We start from the raw sequence: 22,520 nt of genomic DNA, 5'->3' as shown, positions 1-22,520 counted from the left end.
TTTGGGGCATCCACCTTTGGGGCATCCACCTTTGCGGCATCCACCTTGGGGGCATCCACCTTGGGAGCATCCACCTTGGGAGCCTCCACCTTGGGGGCAACGGGATCCAGCGTGACACCTGTTTCCAATGCTGCCTGCTTCAAGGCTGCATTGGCGGTCTTTTCCTGGAAGGATGCATGGCCGCGCTTGATCTCCACCTCTCCATCCAGATGGACACGGGCATTGGTGTTATATGCCTTGTATAAGGCATCATGCAGCTTGCTGGCAGAGGGATTCACTTCGCTGTAGTTGAAGGTGGATTTTTCCACCCCGTCTTTTAGCTGGCCGGCGAAGAGCTTGGCGGTGCGCTCGTTGTTTTGCAGAGCGGCGGATTCAGCCTCCATGCCGAGCTTCACAGCGGCCTTGGAAAAGGTTTCCACTTCCTGTGGGGAGAAACCTTTGGCGGCAAGGACGGGACCGACTTCACGTGTAACCTCCGCCTCATAAAGCACCTGGCGTTGCTGATTTTGCAGCACTTCCTCCTGATCATGCTTCACGCTGAGTGAAGAGGCGGCGGCGAACTTTTCTTTGAGAGCGGCTGCCGATTCCGGGCTGAGGTTAAGATCATCATTGTCCAGGAGCTCAGCCGCCAGATGCTGAGCCTCCCCAAGGGCTTGGTCCCGGTCCGCTTTGACAAAAGCGAGCTTGGCCTCGGCAGGGGAATCTTTTTCCAACATGCGCTCACCACGTTCACGAAAACTGTCAGCATTGATGGCATTGTTACTGGCCACATCGCGCATCTCCTTGGTATTGTCCGGGCTGCCGACATTGGGCATTTGAAGCTGCTGCGGTGAGATGCCGTATTCAGCGGCCACGGCCTTGATCTGCTCAGCCTTCGCGGCCATGGCCTGCTGACGCTGTTCCTGGAATTTTTGCTGCTCGCCGACCTTTTCCTGAGCGGCCATCAAGAGGTCGGTTCGGAGGGGGGCCACGGCCTTGTCGAGGGCGCGATCAAGCTGCTGCTGAGCATCCTTCATCTGTTGCAGGATCTGTACTTGCTCACCCTGGATCTGCTGTTTCAGCAGGTCTGTATCCTGGCCACGTCCCATGGCTGATTTGAGGCGTTCAGCAATTCCAGGATTGTCCAGTTTATGGAGCTGCTTCTGGCTCTCCTGCATTTTGTTTTGCAGGCTGGCGAGATCCTTTTGGAGCTGGTCCACTTCCCGCCTGACGGTCGGGTTTTCGATGAGCTGGTGAGAGCTGGCCAGGGTCTGTTTGGCAGCCATCTCCTGTTTTTTAAACTCGGCAAAGACAGGGTCCACCCGTGCCTTGACATTGGCGGTGGCAGGATCACGCATGCCACATTCGATGCCGCCAATCACCTGTCCCTTGGCCAGCTCATACTTGCGGCCATCCATCACGGCTGCCGCCAGATACGAAGTCTTGTCCATCTCCTTGACCAAGCCGACCTGATCAATGTCTTTAAAATTGGCGGACGTTTTGTCCAGTTCCGCCCCAGTCCGGTCCATGATGAGCTGCTTCTGGACACCGATGGCGTCCTGGTAAGTCTGGGCATTGAACTCCTTGACGATCTGGATGCCATGCTGCTCCGGTGCCAGGATGGCAGTCTGGAGATTTTGCAGCCGTTGTACGGCACCGTTGATCTCGGCTTCGGAGAGCTTGCCCCCGCCCTGAGGGGGGGGATTGGAGATGGAAGAAAGCTCGGCGGCGAGCTTGTCCGGATGGATGGAAAGGATCTTTTGGGCCGTGTCCGCCGAAAGCTGTCGGGGCATCCCTGCCACGGCTTTCTGACAGAGCTCAGGAGGGGTTTTGAGGACTTGCTCACGATCACGGCCGGGAAAGGCGAGGTCGTTATCGATGCCGGTCACTTTACCCGAGGAGGGCTCGATAAAAACATTGCCATGATGGCGGTCCACCTGGCCGGTGATGTAGTCCACGGCCTCCAGGTCCGACAGACCTTTTTGAATGCGGGGATCTGAATAGTCTGCCTCTAGAAAGCAGTCTTTACCGCCAAATTTTCCGGTGATTTGCGCTCCGTCCACCTGGACACTGACGCCCATGAGGCGGCCATCCGGGGTCTGAGCCATTTTTTCTTCAGCGATGACATTGGTGCCCAGGAGCTGATCCAGCTTGTAGGTGGCGACGGAACGCGCGAGCAGCGCCCGGTCTCCGCCCAAATCGGGCTGGGCCTGAAAGGCATCGTTTTGCTGGAATAACGGGTAAGAGGCGGCGGCGATGGACCGGATGGGTTCCATCTTTGCCTGCACTTCGGCACGCTCCACCATGAGAGCGGCGTGGTTGGAGACGTCGGGATGTTTGGCAAGTTCCGCGAGCTGGCTTTCGAGTTGTGGAAGACGTTGCTGCTTGGCCAGGAGGTTATCGAGCGTTTGTTGATCCCCGACAGCATTGTTGCGCCAGTTCTGCTTCTGCTCGGCTGTGCCGGTTAGTTCCATTTGAGCCAGAGTGGCCTTGGTTTTGGCCAGTTCTCTTTCGGCTCGGGCAATGGTCTCGGGCAGTCCTTCAATATCCGTTTTGAGCGCGTTCCATTCTTGATAGGGAGCGGAACCGGCAGTGATGGCGTTGAGCTTGCTTTCGATGATATTTTCCTGGGCCTGCAGGGCCTTGAAGCCGCTGGGATCAAACTGGGGTTTGGCAAAGGCGAGTGTTTCGCCCTTGGCCCCGATCATTCGGTCCTTCTCGGCCCGCATGGTGAAGGTCTCACTGGCCTGCGCATTGCTTTTATCCTCATTGGCGGAGAGAGTGAAACCTCCCGCGAGCACTTCTGGCGTGTCATAAGAATAACGGCCGCCACCTCCCTGGCCATCACCTTCCGGAGCGCGAAGAATGGGATAAAGAGAAGGTTTCATAGCTCAATTGAATGCGGTGAGTTTTAGCCGAGGGGGGGAGGCCGGTGAGAGAAAACTTACTTCCACCAGTCGGGAATTTTGCCAGCACCATCCATGGCAGGGATGCGCATTTTGACCTTTTTCTTGGAGGGGTGGACGATCCAGGCGGTGGCATCTGGCATTTTCATAAGCTCACCCGGCTGGACTTCGTAGTCCCACTCTTTGTTGACGGTGGTGCTGGCGTCTTTCCCCATAAACCCGGAAGATTTGGAGACTTTCTTTTTCTCGACCTTGGCGATGAATTCGGCCACAGCGAGGGCACCTTCTGGATCCGGCTGGCGGAAGGCGATGCGTGAGCGGCAGTTCAGCGTCAGCACCTGGGCGGTTTCTTTGCCCAATACGGGGAAGAGGGAGGCATCGCTTTGCATACCGAGGATGAGGCAGCAGTTTGCAGCACGAAGACGGTCAATGACGTTGTGGTCCGAGATACCATCTTCACTGGCGGTGGCCAGGGCCTGGAACTCATCCATGAGGGCGATGAGGAGGTTTTCATTCTTGCGCTCGGACTTCGGCTTATCAAAGCGCATCATGGCGTGGGTGTAGAAGAGCAGCTTGATGTAGGTATTGATGTAGCGGCGCTCCGTCTGAAAAGTCTGCGGGAGCGCGGTGCAGAAGATGCGGCCTTTATCGACATCGGTGATGTCGATGGTGTTGGGCTCATCGGAGCAGAAGACTTCGGCGATGTCCGGGTGGGTGAAGAAGCCGAGCATGACCTTGAGGGTGCCGACGAGGCCTTCTTTTTGTTCGGCTGCTTTGGCGCTGAGGAAAGTCTGGTCAAAGTATTTGGCCAGCTTCACACGCTCAGGGGTGCTGTCAGTATTGAGCAGTTCCTCAAAGGTGGACTCCATGGTGGAGCTGTCCGTGAGGATCTCGTAAGCACGGAGGACATTGACAGGCTTGCCCAGAGTTTCCAGCATCTCAAATGCGCTGGTGAGGGCCTGCTGGGCGGCGGGTTTGAAGAAGGAGGACTGCTCGCCCTCGGTGAGGGAGGCCCCGGTATCGACGAGGTTTTTGGCGTGAGTGGTGTAGGGGAGGCGGGGATCTGAAACGAGGTTGTAACGTTCCTTGGGTTTCCAGGTGCGGTCCATGCGGTCCGGACGCACGGCGAGGACGCAGATGGCCTCCGGGCGACCATGGCCAGCGGCGTGCTCCATGGCGAAAAAGTGCTCATCCCCTTTAGCCCCGAGGATGAGGCCGCCCCAGTTAGGCCGCTTCATGCTGATCTGGTGAAGGAGGGGATTGAAACCGGAGGTGGTCTTACCGACGCCAGTATCCCCGGTGATGAGCCAGTGACGGGTGAATTCCCCCGGCAGCCATTTGAGATTTTTATACTGAACGATGAAATCCTTGGGACTGAAGTCGGGCTGCCACTTCAGGAGGCAGAAGGCTGCAATGACGCAGACGAAAGCAACGCCGCCGGTGACCTCCGTGATGTTGTCATATTGAAACACATACCAGATGCCGAAGGTGGCAATGCCTGCTGCAGTGAGGAATTTCAGGAAGGAAAACATGAGGAGCTAAATCTGTGTGTGCCTGGGTGATTAGTCACGCCGCATTGAACTGTGACAGTAAAAATCCAGGCTGTCACAAAACCTGCTGACTGGGATATTTACCACGAAGTTCCCTCTTATGCCTGTAGAATCGCCTCCCTCCGGTTATGATGCCCCTGCCCTTTTGAACGATTGGCCAGCCGGAAAAAGTGCCTGGGAATCCATGGGCAAGGATCTGACAAAGGCTACTCTGTGCCAAAAACGGGACAGAGCTTCCGCCGCTGAGAAACGTATAGGTTCTGACAAATAATCCGGTGACAGGCTCACTGGGGGAACTAAACTCACCAACTGTCATATCAGTCGTCATGGACATCCCCACTCCATCAGGCCCAGGCAAAATGGCCATTCCACAATCTTCTCCTATTACGTCGCAGACGCTCAATCCAAGCGGTGGTGAGGTGGACTATGATCAGACGATCAAGATCAAGACCCCAGGAAGCGGGATGATGGTCTTTAACCGGTATAAGCTGGAGCGTGTGCTGGGCCGGGGCGGCATGGGGGTGGTGTGGCTGGCGGATGACATGAAACTGGAGCGGCCCGTGGCGCTGAAATTTCTACCGAGCCTGATCGGGCTAGACCCGGCGGCTGTGAAGGAGTTGAAGACGGAGACCCGGCGGGGACTGGAGCTTTCCCACCCCCACATTGTGCGGATCTATGACTTTGTGGATGATGAGGATGCGGCGGCCATTTCCATGGAATTTGTGGATGGAAAGACGCTTTCTGAGCTGCGCATGGGCACTGAAGCCGGGGTATTCAGCGTGGAAGAGATTTCACAATGGCTGCTCGGGGTGTGTGATGCGCTGGATTACGCCCATTTTCAGCGCAAGCTGATCCACCGTGATTTGAAGCCGGCTAACATCATGCTGACAACGAGGGAGTCCGTGGCGAAGATCGCGGATTTCGGCATTGCCCGGAGTCTGTCCGATACGATGAGCCGCCTTTCCGTGGCTAACCTGGGGACGAGCGGAACGCTGCCCTACATGAGCCCGCAGCAGGCGATGGGGGAACGCCCTCAGCCAACGGATGACGTTTACTCCCTGGGGGCGACGATTTATGAACTGCTGTCTGGCAAGCCGCCCTTTTACCGTGGCGACCTGCCTACGCAGATCAATTCGAAGATCCCGCCGTCGGTTTATGAGCGGCGTCAGGAGCTGGAAATCACCTCCAAGGAAGCCGTGCCGAAACTCTGGGAGGAGGCTATCGCCGCCTGCCTCCACAAGGAGCCATCCATGCGCCCAAGCTGTGCCGGAGTGCTGGCAGAAATGCTGGGGCTGAAACCGGCCACCGTGTCTATCCGCACGGGAACTTACGCGGTCCCGACTGCAAGGACGGTCTCCGAAAAAGCTGGCAATCGTGCGCCTTTGATCGCCGCCGCAGCGGCTGTGGTGGTGGGTGCAGGTGCTTCGGCGTGGTTCTTGATGAGCGCGCCGCCGCAGGATGAAATGCCACCCAAGCAGGCGGGGACGACTGCCAATGCACCGGCCGTGGCAGAAAGCGCTCCAAAAAGTGAACCCGTGACTGCCATGCTGGCAGATGCGGATGCTAAAAAAACTGTGCCGGAAAGTCCGATCGAAATCGCGCCGGTGACGGAAACGGAGCTCCAGACTGCACCTGCTGCGCCCGCCGCTGTAGGTGCCGCAACGACTGCTCCGGCTATCGCCGAAGCAGGTCTGGGAGGGCTACCGCTGGTACCTGATCCTGCGGGAGCGACACCTGATGCACTGGCTGCCATGAATCCAGTGCCCCCCGAAGAGTTACCCCCTTTGCCAGAAGGCTTCGAAGTGCCGCCGACGGGGTTGATCTTGACGCAGCCAGATGTGCCACAGCCAGAGACTGGCTTTTGGACACTGGAGCAGGTTTTTCCGGTGATTCCTCACGCAAATTATTCGGCAAAGGGCAAACGATACCTGCTGTATCGGACCCAGTCGGCCCTCAAGGAGAAGGGGCTTTACACTTCCACGCTGGACGGTGCGGAAGGCAAGGGAACACACAATGCGATTGTGCTCTTCCAAGTGCGCAGCGGCCTGAAGGCCAACGGGATGCTGGACCTGCCAACACTGGCCGCACTGAACCTTTCTGCCGAGCCAGATAAGAACGACTGGGCTCCGGCTTCCAGCGGCGGCACTGGCACAGGCTCATCCCGTAAAAGGACACCAGCCAAGGAGGAGGGGGGATTTTTACAAAAGACAGGGGATACGTTCAAACGTCTTAACCCCTTTGGTAAGTAGGGTGGCTGATGCGCAGCAGATCACTTCACGCTGTTGCCAGGAGATGGTACAGCCTGGGACTGTGAACGCTGCCATTTGCCATCGTTTTTACTGAGGCCGAGAGCCTCGCCGACGCTTTGCGTCCGCTCTTCTTTTTTCGCAGGCTCTTCATCTAGCCCTTTGGCCTGCTCTTCTTTGAGCAGGCGGTCGGCAGCGTCGATGTCGTTGTCATTATCCAGGTCGTGGATCTCGCGGTCATCCGCATCGATACGTCCATCGTTATCGAGGTCATTGATGGGATCATCCGCCAAATCAACGTCCCCATCGCCATCGAGGTCACGAAGGGAACTGGCTTTGGAACGTGGAGGAGGAGGCATGACGGGAGACGAAGCTATCCTTTCTTACCCAGACTTTTAACGGCGTTCTGCATGGAATTCGATTGAGCTTGTTTAGCCAGGTCTTTGACCTCGGTGCCGTTCTTGTTCCATTTACCGTTTTCACCCTTTGAAAAGCCAGCGTCCTGACCGGTCTTGGGCTTGGCTGACAATCCGTCAACCTTGGCTCCGGGGCCGTCCACGGCTTTGCCATCCAAGGCTTTTTGCTCTGCCTTGATGGAATTACCAGGAGCATCCAGCTTTTCTTCGACGGCTTTCAGCTTGTTTGTAACAGCGTCTTTCTCAGGGCCTTCGGGTGATTTGGCGAGGTTTTCTTTGATGGCCTTGATCTCTTTGAGCATGGCATCCTGTTTTTCGGCGGCCTTGAGGGACGCCTTGTCGGACTCCATTTTATTGAGGTATTTTTCGAGGACCTCGAGCCATTTTTTGAGTTCTTCGGCAGCGGTGGAGGCGAGATTGTCAGACATAGGAAGATGAGGAAGCTGAATTTAAAAGAGCTTACGGGACAGTCAGAACAGGGGCGCGGCCTGTCATCTCATACGGATGAGAGCGCAGGGAGTAAACGGCGGTACGGAACTCTTTTTTCTCTGGCTCCGGATGGGTGACGAGGAGGTAATAACGTGTCCACCGGATGCCTGCATCCCGCTGGCCGACGCCTTCTGCCCAGCGGCGGGCTTCGGCACCGGTCATGACACGGGGGAGGTAGGCGATGTGGATATTGGAGGCGACCCAGCCGTGGTCATCGTGGTCCACCCAGAACTCAATGCGGCTACCGACGGGTATGATGTCTGAATCCCCCAGGAAAGACGGCGGGGTGGAGCAAGCCGGGAGAATGAGCAAGGCATACAGGCAGGCTATAAGCCGGAGGGAAAGAGAGGATAATGAGGGCGGCGGCATGATGCTCAAGGGATGAATAACCGGTCAGGTGTCATGTGTGACAGGTGGGGGGATGATGGCGGGAGGTTTTTCCGCTATTTGGATTGGCGCGGGGCTTTCAGGTGGCTCCTCGCCATCTCGCATCGGGTTGGGAATAACGTGAGTGGTGGGGGCGGGTTGTGGTGGTTCGGCGGGGGGAGGCTCGGGGTGAAAGCGGCTGAACCATTGTCCAAAACGGTCATCCCAATAGGCTTTGTTCACCCGGCGGCGGCGCTCCATTTCCGCCTTGCCAATCTGGCGGTATGGTTCCCCCCAGCGGCGCATGGCATCCATCACCAAAACACAACCGAGCACTACCCAAGCCGCCTTGTATTTATCCAGCACAAGGGCGCTACCAAAGAGAAGGAATCCGACGCCATAGAGATCAATCTCAGGCTTCCATCTTTGGTAAAAATCACGGATGGATGACCAGATGCCCATTTTCTGCAATGAGGGTTCCTGAGGTGGGTTTACCTGCCATGAGGGCCTCCCGCACGGCGTGGCGGCAGTTGCTTTCGGCGGTGGTTCTCATTCGGCGCACGCCGAGGCGGGGCTCCACCCCCTGGGCGACGAGGAGGTCAATGACGCCCTGGCCCGCGACGAGGTCATAACCTTTGTTGCGCAGGTTTTTGAGCTCTTTGTTGAGCATGATGCCTGCGATCTGCTTTTGGGCGGCATAACCAAGTTTTTGGAAAACGCAGCGGACGTTGAAACGAGCCAGCACTTCGGGGCGGAGTTCAGCAGCGGCGAGGTCTTCGATGAAACGCTCGATGGTGGACATGGGGCTGTTTTTGAGCTCCATGAGGGCATCCGCACCAATGTTGGAAGTGGCGACGATGTAGAAGTTGCAGAGATTCAGCGTCTCCCCGTTGGCTACGGTGATGCGGCCTGCATCGAGGACCTGGAGGAAGATGTCCAGGACTCGAGGATGGGCTTTTTCAATTTCGTCAAAGAGGATGATGCCGCGTCCTTCAGCCCGGTCATAAAAGCGGCCCATATTGCCGCGGCTGGTTTCGCCCTGGCCGAGGAGCAGGCCCAGGGATTCCTGGTTCTGGTATTCGGACATGTCCAGGCGGATGCAATGCTTGCCGACGTCCTTGAAGATGTATTCGCAGAGCAGCAGGGTGATTTCCGTTTTGCCCACGCCGGTGGGGCCGAGGAGGAGGAAGGTGCCTTTGGGGCGGCCGGGATCGCTGAGCCCGAGTTCACCGTTTTGAATGATGGGGACGACCTTGGGGATGACGTGATCCTGCCCGATGATACGCTCCTGCAAAAAGGGCGGTAGGCCGCGGATGTGTTCTAGGTCAACCATGCGTGTGCGGTGGGGATCGCTCGACTGCTATTTCTTGCCACTGTTGATGCCTTGGGACGAGGAGCCGCGCACGCGCAGGCGCTCATTGTCCTCGAGTTCCACGATTCGCTCATTGGCCTTTTTCAACTGCTCGCTGACCTGGTCGCGCTCCTGGATGGTCTTGGCCAGGTAAAGCTGGATCTCTTTGGATTCCTTCTCGGCATCGTCAAACTCGGAGCGTTTTTTCTCCAGGTCGCGCTGGAGGCTGTTGAGCTTGGTCATGGTGATCTGAAGCGACTGGGTCTTGGCCATGAGACTTTGGCGCTCCTGCTCGATGAGGGCATTTTTGGGAACCTCATTGCGGGAGGGTTCGACGATGCCGAGTACAACGCCACGGGATTCCATGGGGGTGGCGGGCAGGCGAGTATCCCAGCGGGCATGTTGCTCCACCCGGTACACGGTATGGGCTTCATGCATTTCCTGGCGGTCTCTGCTGGGCAGGCGACCGACGTGGTAGGCATGGACTTCTTCATCCAGGCGCACGCGGGATTTGTCATAGGGGTCCATGGCACGGCCTTTGGGCCAGCCAGCGAGGGCGCTCTTCGAATAGGTGGGGATATAAGCGGGCTCTTCCTCTGCAATCGGGAAGGCCAAAGGGTCGTCCGAAAGGCTGACTTTTTTGGAAGCACAGGAGGCGAGCAAGGCACCGGCAGTGGCGAGGGCGAGTCTTGTGAGGAGTGTCATGGCGTGGTGCTGGAGGAAGGGGTGGATTCCGCAGAATCATCATCTTCAGATGTGCGGTTGATGAGACTGCTGATGCGGGCGGCGCGCTCGGCCGTGCGGGCCTGCTCTTCGGCCTTGCGATTGGCTTCGGTCACTTTTCCGGTCGTCTCGGTTAAGACGGCTGTTTCTGTTTGGGCACGGGCGTAGGCTTCTTCGGCGAGCTGCCAGCTTGAGGTGGGTTTGTTTCCCTGCTTGAGGCCGGCGATGCTGGCGAGGTTTGGCTCAAAAACATCCAGGGTATAAATGTAGAACTGGGTGCCTGCGCTGACACGGACGAAATCGAGGTCCTTTTCGAGCTTTTTGGTGAGCAGGCCGGAGTATGCCGAGGCAGCCTGGGAACCACCCCCGAGGGCGGAATTGCGGCTGCTGTTTTCTGGCACCAAGCCATAGATGGACTGGAACTGGTCCTGCTTGTTATTCATGATGCCTTGCAGCGCCTCGGCCACGAGGATCTTGAGTTCGGCATACTGGTCGTTTTTGACGATTTGCCCCCGGATTCCAGCAGAACCATCGGTTATACCAAAGGTGCCATCGGGCAGGCGCTCATGATCCAGAGCGACACCGCTGATGTTGTATTCCCTGCCATCGGCCCAGACGAATGTGAATCCGCCTTTGACCTCGATGCGGTCGCGGCTGCGGCCCTGGCCTGCCTGGGCTTGCACCTGGGTGCCAGCGGGGACGATGAGGCGACCATTCCAATAAACGTCTTCGGTAACAAGGGCGAGGACTGGGGTGGACAAGTCTGAAGAGTCAACCGTGATGACGAGGGCGGCTTTGATGAGGAGACCGCGAGGAGCGAAAAGCTCAGGGTCTTTGGGCACATACGGTGCGACTTTAGAATTCGAGATGTGTACCAGCTTGGGGAACGGCGGGGCTTTCTGCTGTTTCTTCGTGGAGGATGACCCGGTGGAAATGAGCGATGGGGCCTGGGGTTTCTTTGGCGGAACGACGAATTTTTCCACCTGCTGTCCCGTGCCCACGCTGGCGGTACGCTTTCCTGTCAGGGAGACGGTTTTATCCTCCAGGGCCATCTGTGCCTGAGGGCCTGCGGATACAGGGGCGGCATTAACCGGAGGCGGCTGCCTTTTGGTCATGTAAAAGGCGACGCCTGCGATGGCCAGCACGACGGCCAATAATCCCATCTGCACACCGGTTTTTTGAAGGTACTTGGTCATGGGGTGTGAGTCGGGTTACTTGCTGCCGTCAACGGTGGCATCCCCAAACAGAGCCGAGGAGATTTGAGTGCGTCCTGGCTCAGGCAGTTCGATACGAAAATCCTGATTGATGGAAAGCCCTTCACGACCTCCCCCTGGACCTCCCTGGAGGATGAGGTCTAGAGGCACCTGCTGACCAGGAGAGACGGTGCCGCTACAGTCCACTAACTGAGCGTCATAACTGCGCTCGCCAACGCGGACTTTGACGGCCGTGGGTTCGAATTCATAAGTCTCTGTCCCCGCATTGGTCAGCCAGCAGCGGAAAGCCATGAGGTCCTTGTCAGGATTCCGATGGATTTCGTAGATGGTGGTGGTGACCTGACGATTGGTGGTGGCCATGTCGAGACCATTGCGTTCCTGCCAGCCAGTGAAGAGACCCGGGTTGAGAGTTTGCAACGCTTTGCGGCTTTTGACTTTGCTGAGCATGCCAACGAGCTCCTGGGAGTCGTAGCGAATGCGGTTTTTGACCACGGCGGCCGGGGTGGTCGGCATGGCGGCATCCTTTTCCAAAGGTGGAGGGACGATGACGGCTAGGTTGGCCTCCAAGGAAGGGACAAAGCGAAGCAGATGGATGTGGCGGGAGGTGCGGATGGTGACGTGGCAGGGGTCTCCGGTCTTGACCAGGCGGACAACCAATGTGTCATCCGCTACATTTTCGTAATGGATGAGGGCTACTTTGGAAACGGCCATCTGCACGGCGGCATTGGGGTCGGTCACAAGGCCGAAACCGGTGAGAAGGGTGATCCTTTCCGGGAAGGTGATGGTGGTGGCGACAGTGGCATTGACGGCGATGTCATGGACCAGTTTTTTGGCGTCCAACATGACGAGCTCCCGTCCTTCCTGCACCTGGGCATTCAGGGGTGAGGCCATCACGAGGATGTATGCGACGAGGCTAAAAAACAGATGGGGAGGTCTCATGAATCGCTGATTTTCTCCAATTCGTACTTCTGCAATCCTTCGATCACAGACGGGAAGGCTTTGTTGCGGCGGATGTCCGGGTTGAGGCGCCAGAAGAACTGGACGGTAAAACGATAGGTTTCCGTCTGTTGCTTATTATTGAAAACGCTGCGGCGATTGAGGATACCGGTCGCCTCGGTGAGGGCGACGGTGCTGCCTGTTCCCATGACCCTGCGTGACTCGATGGTGACTGTCTGGTAAGCCTTTTGTGTTTGAAAATAACGTGCCTCGGTGGCCAGCTTGGCGCGGAGGACGTTATAACCAATTTTGTTGCAAAGAAGCGGCAGCCGACTGGCATGAACGATGCCCTCAGGGCCTCGGTCAAAAATGGCTTCGACGGCCATATCGGTGAGGTTGAGGTGCATGGGTACCATGCGATTGTAATTCAAGCCCGGAGCGACGTAATAGGAACCGCCACTGTCCATGACGACAAAGGGTGGGCGAGCTTTGAGCTCCTCCGCCATGATGACGAGATACCAGGCGCAGCCAGCGGCGACGATGCAGGTGACGAAAAACCAGAACACGGCGGTCTGGTCACGCGCGATGAGCGTATCGATGGCACTTTTTTTCTTGGGAGCGGCGGAGGCCATGTCAGTTTTGACTTTCTGAACTGGAGGTTTGCTTGAGGCTGTAGCTGATGTCGTAGCACACAAACATGAAGCGTTTGTTGTCCCGCAGATTGGCATTTCGGCGCCATCTCAGAGTGGCATCCACCGTGAAAGACTGGACAACAGTTTCCTTGAGAGTGGGATCCACACTCACGCGGATGAGTTGCCCCTGAGTGCTGGTGACGGCGCTGCCGTCCGGGCTATGGACGACATTCACCTGCCCCAACTCCACCATCTGGTGAATCTGACGGGAGCGGAAGTCGTAACGATTGTCTTGGATATCCAGCAGCACTTGATCCAGCCCGTTGTCCACAAAAAGACGGCCGATACGCTCTGCATTGACGGGGCCGCGAGGGCCGCAGTTGAGGACGGTCTCCATCGTGAGGCGGGTATGAAAATCCACGACCTCATTGAGATCCTCAGGTTTGCGGTCCCGGTCCAGATAAACGTCATGTCGCTCGATAGGAACATAAAGCATACGCCCCCGGCCTTCGATGGCCAGACCATGCAGATACCAACCGGTGGCGATGATGCAGCCGCAGGAGACAAGGAACCAAAAAATGGCCAGCTTGTCCTTGGCTATGAACATGTCAGTGACGCCTTTCATGAATATTCAGTAATCGTTCTTAGCTCCCCGCTTTGCTGGCCGTGCTTGCGGCTCCGCCCATGGCCCCTGCCCCGCCAGCCATCATGCCCACACCCACCGCAGCCCCCGCACCCGTGGCGGTGAGGGCGGCCCCGCCGGCGGCCATCGCTGCACCCGAAGCAGCCTGCACACCGGCACCAGCCATGCTCATCCCGCCCGAGATCATGCCCATGCCAATCTGGGCACCTGTGGTGACAGCCTTGCTGACCACCTTGGGAGCGACGAAAAGGGTGATGAGCATCCAGAGAATGCCCAAAATGATGGGCAGAGTGCTGGTAAACATCGTGAGCAAAGTGGCGATTTGCCCAACGCCTGACACCGGGCCAAGAAGAGCGTCAAACAAGTCCGGGCCGGAATCAATGATGGCCTGGCCAAATAGCATGCCCAGCCCCCATCCCAGCGGCCAGAAGCAGATGCCGATCATGCCAATATGATATTTAACGGCCGTATCCCGTGTTTGCTCAAAAACAAGCATGCCTAAAAAAAGCGGACCTGCCGCACTGCCCAGGTAAAGGGCGACGATCTGGATCTGGAAACCAATCCAGAAGAAGACATACATGACCATGGAGACCAGGGCCATCGCCCAGGCGATGACGACCTTGATGTAGTACTCGATCCAGGTCATTGGATTGAAGATGCCAAGAACAATTTCAGGTGCACTGCCGGTATCAAAAGGAGCCTCAGAAAAGGCGTCTCCCACTCCGTTCAACATGGAGATGGGATCCACACCGAGACCCACAAGAAGGTCATTGCCAAGGGTGGACTGGGTGGCCAGCATCCAGGGGCCGTAAAATGGCATGATAGTGACGAGAAGGCCTGAAACGAGAATGTGCCTGACAATCCCGGAAAGGTCTCCGCCGACGATGCCTTTGTAACTCTGGAGTAGCAGCCCGGCAAAAATGAGGATGAACATCAAAAACTGCAGGAGATCACTGCAGCGTGCGCACACGTCCGCCAGATTGTCATAAAAAAACGACATGTCGAAGTCCATAATGAGTCTGGGTTAGAGGGTGGGCTTAAATTGAGTTGCGAAAAAGAAACCGGGTAGAAAGAACCTCAGTTGGCTTCGCCAGCGGGTGCCTCTGGATCTTGAGCTTCTGTGTTCTCCGGGGTATCCCGGCGGCCCCAAGTCAGATTGGGAATGAGCGGCCGTGCGGTGCCTCCTGGAGCTACCCCACCAAAGGGGGTGGGGGCGTTATTCCCGGGGGTGGCAGGAGGTGCGTCGGGATCTCCTGTTTGGTTGACGTTTTGAGCTTCCTCCTGCTTACCCTTGGCAAAGATCTGGGCCTGGCCGACGAGTTCTTTCTGCATCATGTCAGCATCTGCCTGGGCGATGAGGATGGTCTGGTTGCATTCATCGATCTGGCCGCGCAGCACGGTGAGCATGGCATTGAGTTTTTGGATGCTTGCCAGGTCCTGGGCATCTTCCAAGTCCTGGATGACTTCGGACATTTCGGCGGTGAGTTCGACCTTTCTTTGCAAAGCGTTTTCACGCACGCTCTTGAATTCCCGAATTTGGGACATCATGGCGGATTCCATCCGGTAGAGTTCGGGATCACGGTCCACCACGACGCCGTCTTTGCGGGTGATGGTGTCCCCAATGGGGGCCTTGAGGCCAAATGCATCCTCAGTGAAGACTTCTGCACCAGTCAGGGCACTCATAGCTTCGCGCTGTTCAGCTTCAGTCTTCAGGGCCGAGGCGGAATCAATGATATCCTGTTTGATCATCTGGACTGAGGCCAGATTAGCAGCAGCCGGGTCACCAATGCGGTCCAGACTGGTCTGGAGTTTTTCATTCTGAAGCTGGGCTTCATTGAGGATCTGGGTCAGCTTCGCAGACAGTTCTGACTGGCTCATTTCCAGGCTGGGGGCGCTGGAGACGATGACGGTGCTGGCACCTTGGGCGAAGGCTCCTGAGGATATCAGGACACCAGCTAAAATAAGGGCAGGTGTTTTCATGACGTGTGGCTTTGTGGCGGATTGACTTGGCCGGGAGAAAAACTTATTCGACGACTTCGATGACGACCTTACGTGGCTCCACGAGCACGCCGTCGGTAGTCACATGCTCAGGCACGGGCACTTCATAATAACGGCGCTGGATGGAGTCTTCACCGCTGGGGCGCTCCGCATCCCGCTTGACCCAGTAAAGCTCTTTGATGGCATCACTGCGGCCTTTGTTGTAGCCGTCCAAATACTTCTGGCGCACTTCATTTTTAGCAAAGCCGTCACTGATAGCCCCGGCAGCATAGCCTGCTACAGCACCAGTGATGAGGCCGGAGTTGTCATCCAAAAAGCTGCCGTCATCGCCAGAACTGCTGGAACTGCCTGAGCCACCTGAACTGCTGCTGGAGGAGTTATTATCGTCATTGTTGAGCAGGTTGTCCCCGATCAACGCGCCGATGAGTCCGCCGGATGCGGCACCGAGCAGGCCTTTGTTCATAGTACCGTCACTGCTTGTGCAGGAGGCCAGCGCGAGGGTGAAACCGCTGAGGAGGATGAAGTGTCGTTTCATGCTTTGGACTTGGCTTGGCTGAGGATCATCTTGTAGGCGTCTCCGCCGAATTCTTTGAGCTCTTCATTCTGGCGCTCGAAGGCTTCACCCGAGGTGGCTGAGGCGAGGATCATTTCCTTGGAGGCCTGATGCCTGCCAATGGCGATGCGTGGCCTGCCGGTGGCTTCGTGATAATAGACGAAGGAGCCGTAAGGGTCGGTCTTCATCTCGGAGGGGTCAGGGAAGCTGGTAACCTGCTTTTTGGTGATGGAAGGGATGCGGAAGCCTTCGCTCATGCTTTCCACATCACGCTGGTCAGGCTGCTTTAGCATGAACATGATGCGCGAATTTCCGACGACGGAGGAGCGAACAGGGTGGTCCTTGATACGGCCAAACTGCTGGATGATGGAGAAGACCCAGCAGGAGTATTTACGCATACGTTCGTAATACTCGCGGGTGATGCGGTCCCCATCTGGCATGGCCAGGAAGGCGGAGAGCTCTTCAAGGATGACGCGCTTGCGGGTGGAGCGCGGGCGGCTCATGATCTCCTTGCGAAGGTCATTGGTGATGAGGAAAGCGGCAACGGTGCGCAGTTCCTTGGCAGATTCCGGAATGTAGGAAAGCTCAAAGTGGACGACTTTACCACTGAGGTCCACGTTGTTAACTCCATCCAGAATAGCACCGTAACGGCCCGTGCGGCTCCAGGGTTCCAACAGCATGCGCAGCAAGCCGAGGTCCTCATGCGCGCGACGCTGGCGACTCTCCAGATTCAGCAGTTCCACAAACTGGCTGTGGGTGGGCATGTCATCCGCCTTCATGAGGGTATAACCCAGGCTCATGAGCTCCCACTGGTTACCTGGATTGTTCAAGTAGTCTTCGACGACACCGGGATCAATTTGCAGGCGATTGAGCTCATTGGCCTCAGCATTGCCTTCCAGCATTTCAGCGCTGAAGTCCAGCCAGGCATCGGCCAAAACTGTTCCCTGAGGCATTCTCCGGCGACGCCATTCTTCGGCAATGTTGACGCGGCGGGCGGCTTCGTAGCGACCTTCGGCATTGCGGCTGGCCCAGGTCTCAAACTGGTCCACGTAAATGCGCTCGATCTGCTTGGAGAGGAGGGCCTGACGAATGCGGTCCTTGTCAATGTCCGGCGGCGGGCCAGCCATGAGATGGGCGATGGCCGTGGCACCGCCGAGCTGGTCAGAGGTTAGTGGTAGGCCGCGGGTATCGAAGTAATTGAAGGTGAGGTTCCCATTGGGCTGCACGATGATGGGGCGGCAGCCATACAGACGCGTGAAGAGGTTGTAGGACAGGCCTTCTTCCACAATGGCCGTGTAGTCGTAGTACGGTGCGGTTTGAGTCAGGAGGTCAATGGTGAAGACTGACTTCCCTGCCCCGGAGGCACCAAACATGATGCCGTGCTCCGGACGCATGGCCCCCTTGACACCGACGAAGGTGGTGGCACCCACGAGGGCACCGCGCGGTCCGTCATAGATGGCTTCCGCGTCCGCCAAGTCACCTGTGGGGGTACTGGAGACGGGAAGCAAATCCGCTAGGTTGACGTCTTCGACGTAGAGCTTGAAATCATTGTAGTTAGCCCAGCTCCAGCCGGGCATGCAGAGCTGCCAGTAATTCCGTACGCTGGTAGGGAGCGTGGGCTCATAAGACTGGGCACCGCCGAGCTTGAGGATGGAATTCTTGATGGCGGAGAGCTTGCTGGCGCAGTTGTCCGGGTTCCGGTCCCAAACACGTACAATAAGGTGCATGCGATAGGGCACGACCTCATTGGTGGTGAGACGTCGGATCCTCGTCCTCAGCTTCATCAGCGTGGCTTCCAGGGAGGGGGTGATTTTACCACGCTCCAGCCTGGCGACTTTTCCTTCCGTCGTGACACGGTCTTTTTCCACATCCCCAGCCTCAATGTTGGCGATGATCTGATAATCCAGGATGTCCAGCTGGGTGAGCAGGCGCATCATGCCGATGTAAGTAAACTTGGGCAGCGTCTTCATGACGCAGATGCCCTGGTAAAAACCGTCCATCTTGAAGGTGGAGCTGCCCATGCGGTAAGGCGCAGCCTCACTGTTGAAGCACATTTCACAAACGGTCTTGGAGGGATCATAGATGTCCTCCAGATTCAAGGAGTCGTTTTCGAAGGCGCTGGGATTGAAGTAGCGATAAAAGGCTTCGAAGTGCTCCATGTTATCCATGGGCGTGATGCGTCCGCCCAGGCCACCGAGCTGCTGGCGCAGAGCTTCTTCAAGCTCCGCCTGCTCACGCTTGGCGGCCTGCAAGAGTTCCTCATAATATTGGCGACCACCCCCCATGGTCTTGCCCTGAATTTTAGAGGTGAAGTAAAACTGCAAATGTTCACGACGGAGCAAGTGGTCGCGGATTTTTTTGTCGTATCGGTTGTAGCGTTCCTCACGCTGGCGGGTGGACCAGCGGTCCTGCGGCAGATCCTCGGTATTTTGTTTGTACCGCTCCAGTTCTTTGCGATAGTCGCTATCCACACTCCAGGAGACCTGGAGGCGCAGTTCTGGACGGATGAGGCGGAGGAGGACGCGGAGGTTGTCCTCAAGGGACATGAGCCAGGAGGCATCCGTATTTTCCGTGTCTGGCATCTCCACGTTATACCCTTTACCAATGGCACCTCCGCGGGAGAGACCGCGATAGATGATGAGGTCCTCATCGAGGTATGAATTCACAAATTTCGCCATCGGTATTAAGAGTCTTTGTCCTTGGTCGGATCATCCACCCAGGGGAGGGAGATGGGCTCGACCTGCTTGGGTGAAAAATAGGGGGCGTTGCTGGCTTTGATGATGAGCCATTCACCAAGCTCAATGTCGTATGAGGCGGGCTTACCCTGTTTCAGGCCAAAACAATAGGCTGAAACGACGATGAGGGGAATGGAAGCGAAGACAACGGCCAGCAGCATGTTGGGGTTTGTCTCACTGGCAAACTTGCGAAAAATGAGCATGGCCAGCCCAAGGGCGAACATGAAGAAAAGCGCATTGAGACCTTCGAAGCCGGCGATGCCCTGCTGGGTCTCGCGGCCTTCATTGGTTTCATGCATGCGGACACTTTGCTGCTCCATGACGGGAGAATACTTGGATGATGAAGATAAGGCTTCCCGGCGGCCTCAGGGGACCGCCGGGAAGAATGGCCATTAAACCGGCTGAGGATCAGGGGGGAGGGGTGGCACCGCCCATTTCGATGTCTTCAATGCTGTCAGAGCCACCAGAGGAGGCAAACATGACTTTCACAATGATGAATGACAGACCGCCGATGCCGGCACCCACCAGACCATAAAGAACGCGCTCCGTCTGGCCCATCATGAACATGACGGCAGAGAAAAGCAGGCCACCAAAGGCCAGAACAAGGCCGACCATGTTCATGATGCTGACAACGCCGCTCATGTTATCGGCCAACTGGGCCTCTGTGCCAGCCTGGGCGAGAGGCATGGTGAAACGCAGAATATTAACTCCTGCCATTGTGATTGCTACGGGGCTCATAGTAGTGACTTCGTTTTATTTGTTTAGGTTAGCGTGCGGGCATCTGGCCTTCTGCTGCCTGTGGTTATGCGTTCTATTTCGGGGTGTGACAGATTTTTTTTCCGATTTTTCCGGCCGGTCCTGTCTTCCGGCACGAAATGACTTACCCCATCAGTGCATTGCGCAGGGCGGCAAGCTCTTCCTGCACGGATTCATCTGTGGGATCTGAAAGGGTGGCGGAGACGAGGTCCCGCATTATTTCACGAAAACGCTTCCGCAGGCGTGAGATGGACTGACGCACGGCATCATGAGTGATGCCTAGTTGAGCGGCTATCTCCGCATCATTGCCAGAGCCGATCTGGGTAGGATCCAGGCGACAACGCAGAAGGCGGAATTGCTCCCCTTTGCCTGCGGTGGCCTGCTCTTCAGCCAGTTGGCCAATGGCGGCTTCAATGATCCGCATGGCACAAAGACGCTGATAGATGGACTCTGGAGTGCGATGGTCTGCGGGGTCGATGGTGATCTCATTTTCAGCCTGGGAGGCTTCAATGGAGATGATCTCCCGGCCACCGCCTCGCTTCAGGGCATTGGCTTGGCGCTGCCAGTGTTTAATATGGCGGCTGAATGCGGTGAGAAGGTAATTGCGCATTTTCCCCAGGGATGCATCGGCGCTGGAGAAAAGCTCCTTCTCCAGAGCGAAGCTGAAGAAGCTCTGGGTCAGGTCCTCTGCATCTGCCGGAGGCAGGCCCTGGTAGCGAGCATAGGAGTATATGGGACGCCAGTAAATCTGGCACAGCTCATTGAGAGCGAGCCGACCGCGTCCGTGGTCCTCGCCTTCTCTAAGTGTCTTAACCACACTCCAGCGGGTAACTGGAAAGGCTCCATGATGAGTGTGCGAATTCATGACCGAAGAAGAAACATAATTTCCAGCATTACGTGTCTTTGGCAACCGCTCTGCTTCAGCATGAAGAGAAAATATTCGTCACAACGTATTGGTACTGTGGCTAATAGGCATCGCCACATGAACTTTGAGGCGTTTTGACGGTTAATACCGTGGCCATCACATCTCACAGGGAAAAGTTGCTAATTAGATCCTACATAAAATCATGGGAAAGGGACAAGCCAACAACCGCCGAAAGACAACACTAAACGGACTAAGCCCGTTGGGGCTCATGGATGGCGTATTGGGTGGGCAAGCAACGGATTGGGAGCCCCCGATGGCGGAAGAACTGGAGCCTTTGTTCCCGGGTTACCATGGTTTTGAATTCATTGATCGAGGTGGCATGGGCGCGGTGTATTCCGCCACCCAAAACTCCCTGGAGCGAAGAGTGGCCATCAAAATCCTGCCGCCAGAAATGGGGCAGGATGTGGCCTTTGTGGAGCGCTTTCACCAAGAGGCCCGCCTGCTGGCTAGACTGCAACACCCTCACATCGTCGCGGTGTATGATTTCGGGCGGAATGCATCCGGGCACCTTTTCATCGTGATGGAATATGTGGAAGGCACCTCCCTGCTGGAGATCATGAAAGCGGAGCGGCTGCCCCTGTCAAAGATCCTGGAAGTGACCGCGCAGGTATGTGAGGCTCTGCAATTCGCCCATGATCAGGGGGTGATCCACCGGGACATCAAGCCGACGAATATTCTCATTGATGTGAGAGGGTCTGTCCGCGTAGCGGACTTTGGCCTGGCTAAGCTGGCGGTAGCCTCCCAGCCCCTCACAACCCGGAGCCGCACGGGTCTGGTCATGGGAACTCCTGGATACGCAGCACCGGAGCAGCGCCGTGGAGATGCTGACCTGGATCACCGGGCAGATATTTTCAGCCTGGGTGTGACGCTCTATGAAATGCTCACCAGCCATCTGCCAGTGGGTGTGTTTGAGCCGCCCTCCAAAAAGTCCGAAGCGCCTGCGATCCTGGACAAGGTGGTCACGCGAGCCTTACGAGAGCGGCCTGCGGCCAGGTTTCAACGCGCCAGTGACATGCATAAGGCCATCCTGAATGTGGCGGAGAGACTGAAACTGCCGCTGGTACAGCGCACCATTGTGAAACGCCCCATCGTTTCCATGATGACTTCCGTGATCGTGGGAGCGGGTTTCATTTACCTGCTGGACGCATTGAATACGGATTTACTACAAAAGCCAAGACCGGTCACACCTTCGTATGTGGACAGCGAATACGGGCCGACGGTAGTGAGGCTGAATGAGCATTTCTCCCTGGTACGCCTGAGGCTTAACTGGGAGGAGGCGCGCCGCCGCATCAAGGTGACGCAAGGCTTGGAAATGGCCAGCTTTCACTCCCAGGAGGAACTGCAGCAGGTCACAGAGAAGCTGAAGCAACTCGGCGTCAGTGCTCCTATCTGGACGGGTGGCTGGGTGGAGGATGGGGGAGACCGAGGCCGCTGGGATGATGGCAGCCCCTTCGACTTTGAAGCCTGGATGCCTAGCGCAGGACCTTCCCAACTGCTCATCACTGAGATCCAGGCAAAAAACCGCACGACCTTGAAAGATGAACAAGGTAACACTCCAGACTGGATCGAAATTCACAATCCGGGAACCACCTCCGTGGACGCCACAGGCTGGCACCTGCGTCACATCACGGGACGTTATGCCTTCGAAGGGCGCCTGAGTGCAGCCAGCCGAGCCGAGGCGCAATCAATGATCATCCAACCCGGAGAATTTAAGCTCATTTACTGTCTGGAGGGTGAACATGAGTCGCTCGACCATCTCTCTTTTGGGTTCCAGTTGGAGGCCCAGACTGGACGATTACGCTGGTCTGACCCACGAGGCAACGGGATCCAGGGACTGCGGCAGGACTGGACTGCTTTCCCTACTGATGCCAGCCTGATTTATGATGTGGCAAAAAAGACGTGGTCCTGGTCCAAGACCCCTACACCAGGTGGCCCAAATGCAGCACCAGCCGAGCTATTCGCCTCCGCTAATGAACCTGACATGCCTAGCCAGGCTATTCTCATGCTGCCGGACTTTGAGGGGCGTTGGAGCAAGGACACGAAGCGGCGTACCGCCTGGTCCCTCGTCCGTCATCGCCGCCGGGCAGCCTCCAAATAGGAAT

General features: G+C 56.8%; 20 protein-coding genes and 1 pseudogene. 2 read left to right on the top strand and 19 right to left on the bottom strand.

Translation table 11 applies throughout. The annotated features are described in order from the left end of the window. Together EI77_RS23360 and EI77_RS12550 are read right to left on the bottom strand one after the other, a co-directional pair. Window positions 1-2,867 (bottom strand): annotated as a pseudogene (locus EI77_RS23360) (hypothetical protein); the annotation flags it as partial. Window positions 2,868-2,923: 56 nt separating this feature from the next. Then, on the bottom strand, window positions 2,924-4,417 hold the full coding sequence (locus EI77_RS12550; protein WP_133795601.1) for a type IV secretory system conjugative DNA transfer family protein: 1,494 nt from the start codon (window positions 4,415-4,417) through the stop codon (window positions 2,924-2,926). A 344-nt stretch (window positions 4,418-4,761) separates the two neighbouring features. On the opposite strand from EI77_RS12550, the gene EI77_RS12545 reads away from it, so the two are divergent. Continuing rightward, a complete protein-coding gene (locus tag EI77_RS12545) occupies window positions 4,762-6,684 on the top strand; it encodes a serine/threonine-protein kinase (protein WP_133795600.1) in 1,923 nt (640 codons plus the stop codon). A 20-nt stretch (window positions 6,685-6,704) separates the two neighbouring features. Here the strand turns inward: EI77_RS12545 and EI77_RS12540 are convergent, their stop codons facing one another. The 17 genes from EI77_RS12540 to EI77_RS12460 all read right to left on the bottom strand — a co-directional run bounded on the left by EI77_RS12540 (window position 6,705) and on the right by EI77_RS12460 (window position 20,358). Beyond that, entirely contained in the window at window positions 6,705-7,040 is a 336-nt protein-coding gene (locus tag EI77_RS12540; RefSeq protein WP_133795599.1) for a hypothetical protein, read from the bottom strand. 14 nt (window positions 7,041-7,054) lie between these two features. Next, window positions 7,055-7,525 carry a hypothetical protein gene (locus tag EI77_RS12535; protein WP_133795598.1) on the bottom strand — a complete coding sequence of 157 codons (471 nt, stop codon included), beginning with the start codon at window positions 7,523-7,525 and terminating at the stop codon, window positions 7,055-7,057. 31 nt (window positions 7,526-7,556) lie between these two features. Further along, window positions 7,557-7,955, bottom strand: a complete 399-nt coding sequence (locus EI77_RS12530) for a hypothetical protein (protein WP_133795597.1) — start codon at window positions 7,953-7,955, stop codon at window positions 7,557-7,559. A gap of 24 nt (window positions 7,956-7,979) precedes the next feature. Then, complete coding sequence (locus EI77_RS12525; protein ID WP_133795596.1) at window positions 7,980-8,414, bottom strand: hypothetical protein; 435 nt, start codon at window positions 8,412-8,414, stop codon at window positions 7,980-7,982. Then, on the bottom strand, window positions 8,389-9,285 hold the full coding sequence (locus EI77_RS12520) for an AAA family ATPase (RefSeq protein WP_133795595.1): 897 nt from the start codon (window positions 9,283-9,285) through the stop codon (window positions 8,389-8,391). Before EI77_RS12520 ends, EI77_RS12525 begins: the two co-directional genes overlap by 26 nt. Before the next feature lie 27 nt (window positions 9,286-9,312). Next, entirely contained in the window at window positions 9,313-10,008 is a 696-nt protein-coding gene (locus EI77_RS12515) for a coiled-coil domain-containing protein (RefSeq protein WP_133795594.1), read from the bottom strand. Next, window positions 10,005-11,222 (bottom strand): TrbI/VirB10 family protein, encoded by a 1,218-nt coding sequence (locus tag EI77_RS12510; protein ID WP_133795662.1) that lies wholly within the window; start codon window positions 11,220-11,222, stop codon window positions 10,005-10,007. The genes EI77_RS12515 and EI77_RS12510 overlap by 4 nt, the downstream gene beginning before the upstream one ends. A 15-nt stretch (window positions 11,223-11,237) precedes the next feature. Then, complete coding sequence (locus EI77_RS12505) at window positions 11,238-12,179, bottom strand: hypothetical protein (protein ID WP_133795593.1); 942 nt, start codon at window positions 12,177-12,179, stop codon at window positions 11,238-11,240. Next, complete coding sequence (locus EI77_RS12500; protein ID WP_133795592.1) at window positions 12,176-12,808, bottom strand: hypothetical protein; 633 nt, start codon at window positions 12,806-12,808, stop codon at window positions 12,176-12,178. The genes EI77_RS12505 and EI77_RS12500 overlap by 4 nt, the downstream gene beginning before the upstream one ends. A gap of 1 nt (window position 12,809) precedes the next feature. Continuing rightward, entirely contained in the window at window positions 12,810-13,433 is a 624-nt protein-coding gene (locus EI77_RS12495) for a hypothetical protein (protein ID WP_133795591.1), read from the bottom strand. 19 nt (window positions 13,434-13,452) lie between these two features. Continuing rightward, complete coding sequence (locus tag EI77_RS12490; RefSeq protein WP_133795590.1) at window positions 13,453-14,451, bottom strand: TrbL/VirB6 family protein; 999 nt, start codon at window positions 14,449-14,451, stop codon at window positions 13,453-13,455. Window positions 14,452-14,528: 77 nt separating this feature from the next. Further along, window positions 14,529-15,431, bottom strand: a complete 903-nt coding sequence (locus tag EI77_RS12485) for a hypothetical protein (RefSeq protein ID WP_133795589.1) — start codon at window positions 15,429-15,431, stop codon at window positions 14,529-14,531. A gap of 43 nt (window positions 15,432-15,474) precedes the next feature. Then, on the bottom strand, window positions 15,475-15,984 hold the full coding sequence (locus tag EI77_RS12480; protein ID WP_133795588.1) for a hypothetical protein: 510 nt from the start codon (window positions 15,982-15,984) through the stop codon (window positions 15,475-15,477). Further along, window positions 15,981-18,668, bottom strand: a complete 2,688-nt coding sequence (locus EI77_RS12475; RefSeq protein ID WP_133795587.1) for a TraG/VirB4 family ATPase — start codon at window positions 18,666-18,668, stop codon at window positions 15,981-15,983. The genes EI77_RS12480 and EI77_RS12475 overlap by 4 nt, the downstream gene beginning before the upstream one ends. Before the next feature lie 17 nt (window positions 18,669-18,685). Further along, complete coding sequence (locus EI77_RS12470; RefSeq protein WP_208300344.1) at window positions 18,686-19,036, bottom strand: hypothetical protein; 351 nt, start codon at window positions 19,034-19,036, stop codon at window positions 18,686-18,688. 109 nt (window positions 19,037-19,145) lie between these two features. After that, the gene (locus EI77_RS12465) at window positions 19,146-19,424 is read right to left on the bottom strand and encodes a hypothetical protein (RefSeq protein WP_133795585.1); all 279 of its coding nucleotides are present in this window, start codon (window positions 19,422-19,424) and stop codon (window positions 19,146-19,148) included. A 193-nt stretch (window positions 19,425-19,617) separates the two neighbouring features. Further along, window positions 19,618-20,358, bottom strand: coding sequence for an RNA polymerase sigma factor (locus EI77_RS12460; protein ID WP_133795584.1), 741 nt, complete (start codon window positions 20,356-20,358; stop codon window positions 19,618-19,620). 313 nt (window positions 20,359-20,671) lie between these two features. Here EI77_RS12460 and EI77_RS12455 point away from each other — a divergent pair, with 313 nt between their 5' ends. After that, window positions 20,672-22,516, top strand: coding sequence for a protein kinase domain-containing protein (locus tag EI77_RS12455; protein WP_166647217.1), 1,845 nt, complete (start codon window positions 20,672-20,674; stop codon window positions 22,514-22,516). Window positions 22,517-22,520: the final 4 nt, after the last annotated feature.

It is taken from the genome of Prosthecobacter fusiformis (assembly GCF_004364345.1).
GTDB classification, from domain to species: Bacteria; Verrucomicrobiota; Verrucomicrobiia; order Verrucomicrobiales; family Verrucomicrobiaceae; genus Prosthecobacter; species Prosthecobacter fusiformis.
Note: the sequence above shows the minus strand (reverse complement) of the source record. Positions and strands in the feature narration are given on the sequence as shown.